Here is an 11,781-nt window from a genome sequence, read left to right as displayed (position 1 = left end):
GGGCGCGGTGAGCGGGCGCTGGCTGTGCTCGATCTGGTTGAGATAGCTGGTGGAGATGTCCAGGGCGCGGGCCAGCTCGACCTGGTTCATGCCGTGCTGGGCGCGGAGTCTGCGCAGCTTGGCGTGTGCGTAGATCTTGCGTGCCGCGGGCCGTGCCATGGCGCCGTCCTCCTCCCGCGATCCGGATCCGGGGTCGGGGGTCCGGGGTCCGGGGTCCGGGGTCCGGGGTCCGCCCGGGGCCTCCGCCACCGCCCGGCTTGCCAAACTAGCATCCGCCGAATTCGCAACTTTCGCAGTTTCACAGCGGCACCGCGGAGACATTTCGCAGATTGGGGCCCTCGTCCGGGGGTGCGGAAACGGGGAATGCTCGTTGCGAAGCATCCGCGAAGCATTCGTACGCAGCCCATCGCGTCCCGGCGAGGAGTCCCGTGATCGACCACCAGGTACGTGTCCATCCCAGCGCCGACCGGCTGCCCCGCGAGGAGCAGCTCGCGTGGAAGCTGGCGGCCGTCGCCACCGGCACACCGCAGCCCGGCGGACTCGACCCCGAGGCCGCCGCCATGGCCGTGAACCGTGTGATCGACAACGCCGCCGTCGCCGTGGCCTCGCTGCGCCGCCGCCCGGTCGCCGTCGCCCGTACCCAGGCGCTGCCGCACAGCGCGGCACCCGGCGCCTCGGTCTTCGGCACGGCACCGCACGTACGGGTCTCCCCGGAGTGGGCGGCGTGGGCGAACGGCACCGCCGTACGCGAACTGGACTTCCACGACACCTTCCTGGCCGCCGACTACTCCCACCCCGGCGACAACATCCCGCCGCTGCTGGCGGTCGCCCAGCACACCGGGCGCAGCGGCGCGGAGCTGCTGCGCGGCATCGTCGCCGCGTACGAGATCCACGTCGCGCTGGTGCGGGGCATCTGTCTGCACGCCCACCGCATCGACCACGTCGCCCACCTCAGCGCGGCCACCGCCTGCGGACTCGGGGCCCTGCTCGGTCTGGAGACGGAGACCGTCCACCAGGCCGTCCAGCAGGCCGTGCACACCACGACCGCGACCCGGCAGTCCCGCAAGGGCGAGATCTCCTCCTGGAAGGCGTTCGCCCCGGCCTTCGCCGGCAAGGCCGCGATCGAGGCCGTCGACCGTGCGATGCGCGGCGAAGGGGCACCGTCGCCGGTCTACGAGGGGGAGGACGGCTTCCTCGCCTGGATGCTCGACGGGCCCGGTGCCGCGTACACGGTCCCGCTTCCCGGACCGGACGAGCCGCGGCGCGCGATCCTCGACACCTACACCAAGGAGCACTCCGCGGAGTACCAGGCGCAGGCCGTCATCGATCTGGCACGGCGGCTTCGCGAGCGCACCGGGCCGCTCGGCGGCGTCCGCCGCATCGTGCTGCACACCAGCCACCACACCCACCACGTCATCGGCTCCGGCGCCAACGACCCGCAGAAGTACGACCCTTACGCCAGCCGCGAGACCCTCGACCACTCGGTGCCCTACATCCTCGCCGTCGCTCTGGAGGACGGCGCGTGGCACCACGAGCGCTCGTACGCGCCCGAGCGGGCCCGCCGCCCGGAGACCGTCGAGCTGTGGCGGAAGATCTCGACCGTCGAGGACCCGGAGTGGACCCGCCGCTACCACGACCCCGACCCGGACAAGAGGGCCTTCGGCGGACGCGCCGTCGTCACGCTGGAGGACGGCACCGTCGTCGAGGACGAACTCGCCGTCGCCGACGCCCATCCGGCCGGGGCACGCCCCTTCCGACGGCCGCAGTACGAGGCCAAGTTCCGCACCCTCGCCGAGGGGATCGTCGCGCCCCGCGCACAGCAGGACTTCCTCACGGCCGCCGGTGACCTGGCCCGGCTGGACGCCGAGCGGCTCGCGGAGCTGTTCCCCGCCGTGGACACCGAGGCCGTCGCGGCCGGCGACGCCGCGCTTCCGAAGGGCCTGTTCTGATGCTGCACACCCGTACCACCCCCGCGCAGCGCCGCCGCGCGCTGCGTGAACGGCTCGCCACCGGACGGCTGTTGACCATGCCGGGCGCCGTCAACCCGTACTCGGCGAAGCTGATCGAGGAGCACGGCTACGAGGCGGCCTATCTCTCCGGGGCCGTGCTCGCCGCCGAACTCTGCCTGCCCGACATCGGGTTGACCACCTCCACCGAGGTCGCCGCACGCGCCCAGCAGGTCACGCGGGTCACCGATCTGCCCGTGCTGATCGACGCCGACACCGGCTTCGGCGCCCCGGTCGACGCCGCCCGTACCGTCCAGCTCTTCGAGGACGCCGGACTGGCCGGGCTGCACCTGGAGGACCAGACCGCCGTCAAACGCTGCGGCCACCTCGACGGCAAGACCCTCGTCACCCGCGAGGAGATGGCCCAGCGCGTACGGGCCGCCGCCGAGGCCCGCCGCGACCCGGACTTCTTCCTCATGGCCCGTACCGACGCACGCGCCGTGGAGGGACTCGACGCGGCGATCGACCGGGCGAAGGCGTACGTGGACGCCGGCGCCGACGCCGTCTTCCCCGAAGCCCTCGCCGACGAGGGCGAGTTCGAGGCGTTCCGCGCCGCGCTCGACGTACCGCTGCTCGCCAACATGACCGAGTTCGGCAAGACGCCGCTGCTCGGCGCCCGCACGCTCCAGAACCTCGGCTACGACATCGCGCTCTACCCGGTGACCTTCTTCCGGCTGATGAACGGAGCGCTGGAGGACGGGCTGCGCACCCTCGCCGCCGAGGGCACCCAGGAGTCGCTGCTGCCGCGGATGCAGACCCGCTCCCGGCTGTACGAGGTGCTCGGCTACGCCGACTACACCACGTTCGACTCCGCCGTCCACGACTTCACCCTGCCGCCCGGCGCCTGACCGGGACCGCACACGGAGGAACACCGACATGACCAGCACCGCATCCGCACCCACAGGCGCAGCCGCGTCCGCAGCCGACATCCGCAGGGGACTGGCAGGCGTCGTCGTCGACACCACCGAGATCTCCACCGTCATCGAGGAGACCAACTCCCTGACCTACCGCGGCTATCCGGTACAGGACCTGGCCGCCCGCTGCTCCTTCGAGGAGGTCGCCCATCTGCTCTGGCACGGCGAACTCCCCACCGGCGCACAGCTCACGGAGTTCCGGGCGCAGGAGCGTGCCCTGCGCCCGCTGGAGCGCACCACCGCCGAACTCCTCGCACGCGTCCCCGAGACCTGCCACCCGATGGACGTACTGCGCACGGCCGTCAGCTTCTTCGGCGCCGAGGACCCCACCGAGGGCGACGACAGCCCCGAGGCCAACCGCGCCAAGTCACTGCGGCTGCTGGCCAAGCTGCCCGTGGTGGTCGCGGCCGACCAGCGCAGGCGGCGCGGACTGGAGCCGATCGCCCCGGACGCCTCGCTCGGCTACGCCGAGAACTTCTTCCACATGTGCTTCGGCACCGTCCCCGAGCCCGAGATCGTCCGCTGCTTCGAGATCTCCCTCATCCTCTACGCCGAACACAGCTTCAACGCCTCGACGTTCACCGCCCGCGTCGTCACCTCCACCCTCTCCGACCTCTACAGCGCGGTCACCGCTGCCATCGGCGCGCTCAAGGGGCCGCTGCACGGCGGCGCCAACGAGGCCGTGATGCACATGCTGGAGGAGATCGGCGATCCGCAGCGTGCCGCCGACTGGCTGGAGGAGGCCCTGGCCGCCAAGCGGAAGATCATGGGCTTCGGCCACCGCGTCTACAAGCACGGCGACTCCCGCGTACCGATCATGCAGGAGGCCACCGAGCGGCTCGTCGCCCGCTCCGGCGACCCCGAGACCACCCGGCTGGCCACCCTGCACACCGCGCTCCGCCACGCCATGGCCGCACGCAAGGGCATCCACCCCAACCTGGACTACCCGGCGGGCCTCGCCTACCACCTGATGGGCTTCGACATCCCGGCCTTCACACCGATCTTCGTGATGAGCCGCATCACCGGCTGGACGGCCCACATCACCGAACAGCTCGACCACAACGCCCTGATCCGCCCGCTCGCCTCCTACACGGGCGTACGGCAACGGGCGGTCCCGGCCGCCGCGTCCTGAACCGCGTCCTGAACGTCCCGTACGGCGGCCGGAGTTGAGCGGTGGCGCTCACCGCGCCGGGTAGGTCGCCGGGCGCGTCACCGGGACCGTCGGCCGACGGCCGCGAGCAGACGCCGTACGCCCGCCGCGTGGCCGCCGGTCCCGATGACGAGCCGCCGGTAGAGCCCGCCGAGCAGACCGGGGAAGACGGCACGGGTCTCGGCGCACAGCCGAGAGCGCCCCGGACCGGCGGGCTCCAGACGGAAGATCAGGGCGTACGTCGAGAAGCGGTGGCGCCCTTCGAGGACCAGCTCACGTCCCGGTACGGCGGCGGTCACCCGGAAACCGGGGAAGGCCGAGCCCTCGGCGAGCGGCCGCGGACCGGAGACCCGGCTGTCGGCGGACCCGATGAGCCTCGCGTAAGCGGCCGTCCCGGGACGGGAGAAGGAGCGCTCCACGGTCTCTCCCAGACCGCGCCACACGCCGTCGGTCTCCGCGTCGACGACGGTCGCGTGCTCGTCCACGTACGGCAGCGCAGAGATCCCCATCTCAGCCTCCTCGTCAGGGAGTTGCGCTCTTCACGGTAGGGGTCTTCCGAGCGGCGGGAGACCGGATGACGGCACGGCGCCGCAGTGGTACGCGTCACAGATCGGGGGCGGCGAGGTGGTCGGCCGTGCCGCCGGTCCATTCGATGACGAGCAGAGTCGCGTCGTCGCTGGTGACGTCGCCGCGCTGGCGCTTGAGGTCCAGGGAGAGCCGGCGCACCAGATGGTTGACCCCGTCCGTCAGGGGTGAGACGTACTCGACGGTGTCGATCAGCCGCTGCTCCCCGAACTGCTCGCCGCTGATCTTGTGTTCCTCGACGAGCCCGTCGGTGAAGGCGAGCACCCGGTCGTAGCGGCGCAGTTGGACGGTGGAGACCGTCGGTGTGGCGCCGCCGAAGCCGACCGGCAGCGTCGTGGGGCTCTCCAGCCGCTGCACCACCCGGTGCCCGCGGAGCACCATCGGCGCCGGATGCCCGGCGTTGACCCACTGCAACTGACCGGTGGTGACGTTCAGACGCATCATCTGGCCCGTCACGAAGTCCTCCGGCCCGAACACCTCGTCCATCGCGGCGTCCATGAAGCGGTACAGGTCCGCCAGTTCGACGTCCGAGCGCCGTGCGTGCCGGTAGGCGCCCATGGCCACGGTCGAGAGCATCGCGGCGTTCAGCCCGTGTCCCATCGCGTCGATGACGGCCACATGCAGGACGTCCTTGTTGAGGACGTAGTCCAGGCTGTCCCCGGCCACCTTGTACGTGGGCTCCAGCAGCCCGGCGACGGAGACCTGCGGGGTGGTCATCGACAGCGGCGGCAGCAGCTTGTACTGGATCTCCGCGGCGACGCTCATCGGCTCGCCCCGGCAGCGGGTGAGGAAGAAGTCGTCCGTGTAGTTGTTCTTGGTGACGATCATGTCCGCCACGAGGCCCGCGAGCCGGCGCAGCAGCCGCAGGTCGTTCTCCTCGACGGTGTCCAGGGTCAGGGACAGCACCCCGACCTCCTCGGTGCCGTCCAGGAGCGGCAGATGCATCCGTACCTCGTCGGACCGGTGCTCCTGGACGGGCCGCATCGTCAGGAACGCCTCTCCCGGCTGGGAGCCGTCGATGACCACCGGATCCCCGCCGGTCAGCCCCCTGCCCTCGAAGGGCACCAGCAGCCGCTGCTCGTGGTCCTGGAGGTAGATCGACGTGTCCCGGCCGCCGATCCTGCTGATCTCCTCCGCCACCAGCGGCGCGATGAGATGCGGCGGCATCTGGTGGGCGCGGTCCAGCAACTGTCCCAGCAGGCGCTCCCCGAAGCCCTCCGAGAGGTCGGCCTGAGCCCTGAGACCGTTGCGACCGCTGCGACGGCCCTCGTCCACCGTGCCGCCTTCCCTCGCCGGACAACCCTTCCCGTACCACCGTGGCGCGGATTCGCGGCCACAGCGCACAGGGCGTACGCCACCCGGGGCACGGGTCGCGGGCCGGCGGGCAGCCGCCGGTTCACGGGGGGCCGGTCCGCCGGTCTACGGAGAGTCCCTGCGCTGCCAGAGCATCTCCAGCCCGAGCACGATGGCGCACAGCACGGCCACGGACCCGGGCGCGGCCACGAGCGCCACATGGATCGGACTGCCCTCGTCCGGAAGGAAGAGATCCACCCACCCCAGGGCGAGCGAGACGGCGGTGGCGATTCCCCCGATCCGGGAGGCCCATTCGAAAAGGTGCCCGTGCCACGGCTTCGTGGCTGCCGTATCCCGCGAACGTACGTCGATGCTGAAGAAGATCAGCAGAACGGCGAGAAACGAGATGAGGGTGACCATGTCGGCCGACGGCATCTGACGCACATCGCGACCCTAGTCGATCTTGTGGGCGGGTCGTCAGTTCGCGTGTCGCGGGCGGGAGTTGTGTTCCCGGGGGCGTGCACGGCGACGAGAACGAACTCGTCATGTACGGAGCATCGAGGAGTCCCCGTCGGGGCGTACGAAACACGCGAACTGGCTGACGCGATCAACACGCCCCTGCCGTCTCCCAGTTGGGTGCTCGGCCGTCTGGGGGCTTCCCGCTCCGGCCCGCCGCCGCGCCCCTTCAGACAGGACGGATCGGCGTCGGCGCCTACCAGTCCACAGGTGCCGTTGGGAAGCAACGTGACGTCATCTTGTGGGAATCTCTCAAGAATTCGCGGCGAATCGGGGGCGAATCCCTTCAATTCTCCCGGCGGTGCGCCGAGAGGAACGGAGATCGGCTGCGCGGAAGTATTCACGGCCGCGCCAAACTTGTTTCATCCGCACGAGATCGCCGTCCTCGCGGTCCGGCTGCGCTAGGCTCACCGCCGTCTTTAGGCCTCGTAGGCCTAGGCCTTGTACGCGATCAGACCCGCAATTCAATGGTGTTGTCGTTCGCGACGACCCGGGGCCAACGCCATTGTCCTCGATCATCTCATGGCCCAGGAGGGGATCGGGCTCTGAACTTCGAGGCGCTGAATGACGCGAAATGAGTGGAGTGAAGTCGATATGAGAATAAAAGGCCACAGACGGTCGCGCACGGCGAACAGGACGATAGCCGTCGTCGCTGCGCTGGTGGTTGGTGGTGGCGGAGCAGCGGCGATCGGCGTGAGCGCCTTCGCGGGGGCGAACGGTGACTCCGCCCCTGCTGCGAGCACGATCGACTGTCCCGATGTGAGCCTTGCACTGGGCCAGGTACCCAAGGGCGCCAAGGAGTCCGTGGGTCGGAAGCTCGCCACTCTGGACCAGCAGGTCGCGCAGGCTTACGGGCAGTGGAACTCCCAGGAGGAGGACTCCGCGGCGGCGCTCGCCCAGTTGAAGCAGCAGCGCTCGGAGACCATCCGGAGCATGGGTCAGGACATCCAGAAGGCCGGCGGCCAGGCCCCCGGCGACATGGGTTCCATGGCCCAGTGCCAGATGATGCAGGACCAGGCGACTCAGGACGGCCAGGACGGGGGAGCCGACGACGGCAAGCAGGTCCAGGGCCCGGTCGCCGAGGACTTCGTCGACATCACTCAGGTCCAGCCGAACGATTCCAAGGCCAAGGACCCGGGCGGCAGTTTCGAGACGAAGTGCGGCAACAACAGTGAAGAGCACTTCAATTCGGACAACGTGATCGCCGCTCCCGGCGTTCTCAACGGCGCCCACCACGTACACGACTACGTGGGCAACGCGGACACCAACTCCCAGTCCAGCGACGAGTCCCTCGCCGCCGCCCGCACCACGTGCGCCAAGGGCGACCAGTCCACGCACTACTGGCCCGTGATCCGTTCTCTGGACGGCAACGAGGACCAACGCGGCGCCGTGCAGGAAGGCGACGTCCAGAAGAAGCAGGACAGCGCGGGCCAGAAGCCGCAGGGCCAGCGGAACGGCGACGACGCCGGCCAGGACCAGAACCAGGATCAAGGGCAGGGCCAGGATCAGGGCCAGGATCAGGGCCAGGATCAGGGTCAGGACCAGGGCCAGCAGCAGCCTCCGGCCGAGGATCAAGGTCAGGACCAGGGTCAGGATCAAGGGCAGGACCAGGGACAAGACCAGGGCCAGGGCCAGGACCAGGGCCAGGACCAGGGGCAGGATCAAGGTCAGGACCAGGGCCAGGATCAAGGCCAGGACCAGGGGCAAGACCAGGGCCAGGACAAGGGTCAGGACCAGGGGCAAGGTCAGGATCAGGGGCAAGGTCAGGATCAGGACAAGGGTCAGGACCAGGGGCAAGGTCAGGATCAGGGTCAGGGCGGTGACGACCAGGTCGGCGGCGGTCAGGGTGACGAGGCTCAGCCCGGTGACGGCGGGGCCAACGACCTCAACCTCGGTACGATCCTCGACCCCGAGCCGACGATCAAGCTGACCTCGGGCGGCGCGGACAAGGTCACGGAGATGCCGCGCTTCCTGCGCATCATCACCGGGGACGCCAAGTCCTTCACCAACGGCGACGAGAACGCCAACGCGTCGTGGAGCTGCGAGGGCTTCGAGGACCGTCAGCTCAAGGACAAGTACCCGATCTGCCCCGAGGGCAAGAAGACGATCCGTACGTTCAAGTTCCAGAACTGCTGGGACGGTCAGAACACGGACAGCGGCAACCACCGCGACCACATGAAGTTCTCGGACGACCAGGGCAACTGCCCCCAGGGGTTCCAGAACATCCCGCAGATTCAGCAGACGATCAAGTACGACATCCCGCAGAAGAATCTGCTCGACAGCGACACCCCGTTCGCAGTGGACTCCTTCCCGGAGCAGTTGCACAAGCCGATCACGGACCACAGCGACTTCATCAACGTCATGCCGACGAAGCTGATGAAGGAGGCCGTGGACTGCATCAACGAGGACAAGGACTGCCCGAACGACGGCAAGGACACGGGCAGCGGCAAGGACACCGACGACGGCAAGGACACGGGCAGCAGTAAGGGAGACAGCGGCAAGGGAGACGCCGGTAAGGGAGACAGCGGCAAGGACGACAGCGGCAAGGGCAAGGACTCGACGCCCGCGCACAAGCCGTCGAAGCCGCACGACTCCACCCCGTCGTCCTCGGCGCCGAAGACGAAGGCGCCGGACTCCACGTCGGACAACTCGGCCCCCAAGACCGAGAACCGCGACAAGCCGTCCTCGGCGTCGGGTTCGAAGTCGGACGACTCCGCGTCCACGTCGGATGATTCCGCGTCCAAGTCCGAGAGCCGCGACGAGTCGTCCTCGGCGCTGGACTCGCAGGCTGCCGGCGCGAGCCCGCAGGCCGTGCACCGGGACAAGGGTTCCCCGGCGCCGGACGACGCGGCTCAGTTGGCGAAGGAGCAGGACAGCGATCTCGCCGGCACCGGCTCCAACACCCCGATCGGCCTGATCGTCCTGATCGCCGCCGCAGTCGTCGCTGCCGGCAGCGCCCAGGTGTGGTGGCTGCGTCGCAGGAGCGCCGCCAGGCGCTGACCTGACGCGCACCTCACGGGTGTGAAACGCCCAGGTCCCGTACTCGCTTGCGGTGAGCGAGTACGGGACCTGGTGCTTTCCAGGGTACGGCCGGCTCCCGCACCGGGACCGTCGTCGTACCGCCGTAACCGCCTAACCCTCGTAGCCGGCCACGATCTTGGAGAACTCCCACTCCTTCTGGTCGATGCCGCTGCACGAGTCGTTGCCGTCACCGGCGGAGCAGGGGCGGTCGCGGTTGGCGGACCAGAAGCTGACGCGTGCCAGGTGCTTCTCCGTGGCGAAGTCGACCATCTTCTGGAAGTCCGACGGCGAGATGGCCTCGTTCGGCTGGTCGGTCTTGCCGTTCATCGAGGAGAAGCCGACCTTGCTGTACGCCTTCTCCTGGTCGATCTTGTACTCGTCGGCCACGATCTTCGCGAGCCCGTCCACCGCGGTCTGGGTGGCCTTGGCCATGTCCTGGTCGCCGTGTCCGAAGTCGAAGGGCATGACCGTCCAGCCGTCGAGGTCGAGACCGGCGGCGGCGCCCTTCTTGATCAGGTCCTTGCCGTTGTCGGTCGGGGCCTCTTCGAGGGTCGGGAAGGTCAGATAGACCTTGGTGTCCTTGTTCTTGTCCTTGATGATCTTCAGCGCGTCGACGACCTTCTGCCGTACGTCGGGCATCTCGAACTCGTTCGCCTCGATATCGACGTCGATCGACTTGAGCTGGTACGCGTCGATGATCTTCTGGTACGCGCCGGCCAACTCCTCGGCGCTGCCGCACGATTCACCGAGCTTGGAGCCGTTGTAGCCGCCGATGGACGGGGTGACGTCACCGCCCGCGTCCTGGACCGCCTTGATCGTCTTCTCGTCCTCGCCGCCGGTGAGCGGGCGCTGCCCGTCCCACGCCGGCTCACAGCCGCCCTTGTCCAGAATGAAGGCGAGCGTGAGCTGCTTGTTGCCGGTGTCCTTCATGAACTGGGCGGCGTCCGGCACGTTTTCGGCGCCGGTGTAGAGGTACGGGCCGTTCAGCCCGCTGGGCGCGGCGGCCTTCGTGTGCTGGTCGACGTTGCCGGCCTGAGCGGAGGCGGCAATTCCGGTCGCTCCGGCGACTGCGAGCACGGATGCGATCCCGAGCGCGATCTTGCGGCGCTGTGTCAGGTGTGGGCGCACGAAAAGCTCCCATCGTGGGGGGTGGGGGTGTCGAACAGTGCGGCCTTGTGCAGGCGCGTGAGCACGCTAACGCCGTTTATTGGTCTAGACAATAGAGAACAGGGAAAAGCTTCGGTCCGCCCTCGCCGACTCCCGGAGGAGATCGGTGAGTTGGGGCGAGGCGCCGGCGGCCTCCCGTGTGCTGCGGTCGCGGTGCGTCCCAGCAGGCACTATCCAGCGACGAGCCCAATAGTATAGTGTTACGTCCGTCCCGATGAGGCCCGTGACCAGCGAGCTTCTCAACGGGCGGCAAGGAGTTCGGAGATGACGACCTCGCGTACGTCCGGCGGACCGATGCGCGCCGCCGGGCCCGTTCACGGCGGACGCCTCGTACCGCCCGGCGGCGCGCACGGTCGTCGTGGGGCCCAGCGTGAAAGGGCTGATGCCGATGTACAGCGCGGTGCCGATCGTGGAGGGCTTCCCCGCCGTGTCCGCCTCCCACGGAGGGTTCGGCTGGAGCAGCCTGTGGCTGCTGGAGGACGGAGACCGCCGGGTGCTGCTGGACGCGGGACCGCCGGCCTACATCCCCTTGATCCACGAGGGGCTGGGGCAACGGGGGTTGACCCCCGCCGACATCACCGACGTCCTGGTGACGCATCTGCACTGGGACCACGTCGGCAATTTCACGATGTTCCCGAACGCGACGACATGGGTGGGCGAAGAGGAGCTGGCGTGGGCCGCGGCGCAGGCGCCCGGGACGACGTTCGTCCCCGACCTCCACGTCCGTGAACTCCTCCGCCGTGACGAGGGCGTGGAACGGGTGCGTCCGGGCCAGGAGGTCCTTCCGGGCGTCCACGCCGTGGCGAGCCCCGGCCACACCCCGGGACATCTCGCGTTCCATGTCGAGCGCGCCGAGGAGCAGTTGCTGTTCGCGGGCGACTCCGTCAAGAACATCCACGAACTGACCACGTCACGCGCCCACTCGACGATGGACGAGGACGCCAGCACCCGCACCGTCGACCGTCTGCGGTCCGTGCTGGCCGACACCTCGGGCCTCCTCGTGCCGGGGCACGACGTCGCGCTGCGCCTGGTCGACGGGAGCCCGCAGCGGTGCCGGCCGCAGCGCGCACAGATCGGGTACTTCGCCGAGGCGGCGGGCCCGGAGCAGGACCGGAGCATCGCCTGAGCG

10 protein-coding genes are annotated in these 11,781 nt (G+C 69.3%); 5 read left to right on the top strand and 5 right to left on the bottom strand.

Going from position 1 to position 11,781, the window contains the following annotated elements; genetic code table 11:
- Positions 1-159 (bottom strand): helix-turn-helix domain-containing protein (locus AN218_RS38000; RefSeq protein ID WP_244900357.1); only part of this gene is annotated, 159 nt, incomplete at its 3' end.
- Between the two features lie 269 nt (positions 160-428).
- Between AN218_RS38000 and AN218_RS08595 the strand changes: the two genes are divergently transcribed.
- The 3 genes from AN218_RS08595 to AN218_RS08585 are packed head-to-tail and all read left to right on the top strand — an operon-like array spanning position 429 to position 4,052.
- Complete coding sequence (locus AN218_RS08595; protein WP_070016161.1) at positions 429-1,949, top strand: MmgE/PrpD family protein; 1,521 nt, start codon at positions 429-431, stop codon at positions 1,947-1,949.
- The gene (gene prpB, locus AN218_RS08590) at positions 1,949-2,854 is read left to right on the top strand and encodes a methylisocitrate lyase (RefSeq protein ID WP_070016160.1); all 906 of its coding nucleotides are present in this window, start codon (positions 1,949-1,951) and stop codon (positions 2,852-2,854) included. Before AN218_RS08595 ends, prpB begins: the two co-directional genes overlap by 1 nt.
- Before the next feature lie 28 nt (positions 2,855-2,882).
- Positions 2,883-4,052, top strand: coding sequence for a bifunctional 2-methylcitrate synthase/citrate synthase (locus AN218_RS08585; protein ID WP_070016159.1), 1,170 nt, complete (start codon positions 2,883-2,885; stop codon positions 4,050-4,052).
- A 77-nt stretch (positions 4,053-4,129) separates the two neighbouring features.
- Here AN218_RS08585 and AN218_RS08580 read toward each other — a convergent pair whose 3' ends face one another.
- The 3 genes from AN218_RS08580 to AN218_RS08570 all read right to left on the bottom strand — a co-directional run bounded on the left by AN218_RS08580 (position 4,130) and on the right by AN218_RS08570 (position 6,383).
- A complete protein-coding gene (locus AN218_RS08580) occupies positions 4,130-4,579 on the bottom strand; it encodes a hypothetical protein (protein ID WP_070016158.1) in 450 nt (149 codons plus the stop codon).
- 94 nt (positions 4,580-4,673) lie between these two features.
- A complete protein-coding gene (locus tag AN218_RS08575; protein ID WP_070016157.1) occupies positions 4,674-5,930 on the bottom strand; it encodes a PP2C family protein-serine/threonine phosphatase in 1,257 nt (418 codons plus the stop codon).
- Positions 5,931-6,074: 144 nt separating this feature from the next.
- Positions 6,075-6,383, bottom strand: a complete 309-nt coding sequence (locus tag AN218_RS08570; RefSeq protein ID WP_244900356.1) for a hypothetical protein — start codon at positions 6,381-6,383, stop codon at positions 6,075-6,077.
- Between the two features lie 840 nt (positions 6,384-7,223).
- On the opposite strand from AN218_RS08570, the gene AN218_RS37995 reads away from it, so the two are divergent.
- Positions 7,224-9,464 (top strand): DUF1996 domain-containing protein, encoded by a 2,241-nt coding sequence (locus AN218_RS37995; RefSeq protein ID WP_141747516.1) that lies wholly within the window; start codon positions 7,224-7,226, stop codon positions 9,462-9,464.
- Positions 9,465-9,596: 132 nt separating this feature from the next.
- Here the strand turns inward: AN218_RS37995 and AN218_RS08560 are convergent, their stop codons facing one another.
- Entirely contained in the window at positions 9,597-10,613 is a 1,017-nt protein-coding gene (locus AN218_RS08560; protein ID WP_216311739.1) for a chitinase, read from the bottom strand.
- A 421-nt stretch (positions 10,614-11,034) separates the two neighbouring features.
- On the opposite strand from AN218_RS08560, the gene AN218_RS08555 reads away from it, so the two are divergent.
- Positions 11,035-11,778, top strand: coding sequence for an MBL fold metallo-hydrolase (locus tag AN218_RS08555; RefSeq protein ID WP_079131943.1), 744 nt, complete (start codon positions 11,035-11,037; stop codon positions 11,776-11,778).
- The last annotated feature ends 3 nt before the right edge of the window (positions 11,779-11,781 follow it).

The organism is Streptomyces nanshensis (assembly GCF_001751255.1).
In the GTDB taxonomy this organism is placed as follows: Bacteria; Actinomycetota; Actinomycetes; order Streptomycetales; family Streptomycetaceae; genus Streptomyces; species Streptomyces nanshensis_A.
Note: the sequence above shows the minus strand (reverse complement) of the source record. Positions and strands in the feature narration are given on the sequence as shown.

Bases quoted from the DNA above. Each gene is read 5' to 3' on its own strand.
- AN218_RS08555 (WP_079131943.1), top strand. From the start codon at position 11,035: ATGCCGATGTACAGCGCGGTGCCGATCGTGGAGGGCTTCCCCGCCGTG.
- AN218_RS08585 (WP_070016159.1), top strand. From the start codon at position 2,883: ATGACCAGCACCGCATCCGCACCCACAGGCGCAGCCGCGTCCGCAGCC.
- prpB (WP_070016160.1), top strand. From the start codon at position 1,949: ATGCTGCACACCCGTACCACCCCCGCGCAGCGCCGCCGCGCGCTGCGT.
- AN218_RS08570 (WP_244900356.1), bottom strand. From the start codon at position 6,383: ATGCCGTCGGCCGACATGGTCACCCTCATCTCGTTTCTCGCCGTTCTG.
- AN218_RS08580 (WP_070016158.1), bottom strand. From the start codon at position 4,579: ATGGGGATCTCTGCGCTGCCGTACGTGGACGAGCACGCGACCGTCGTC.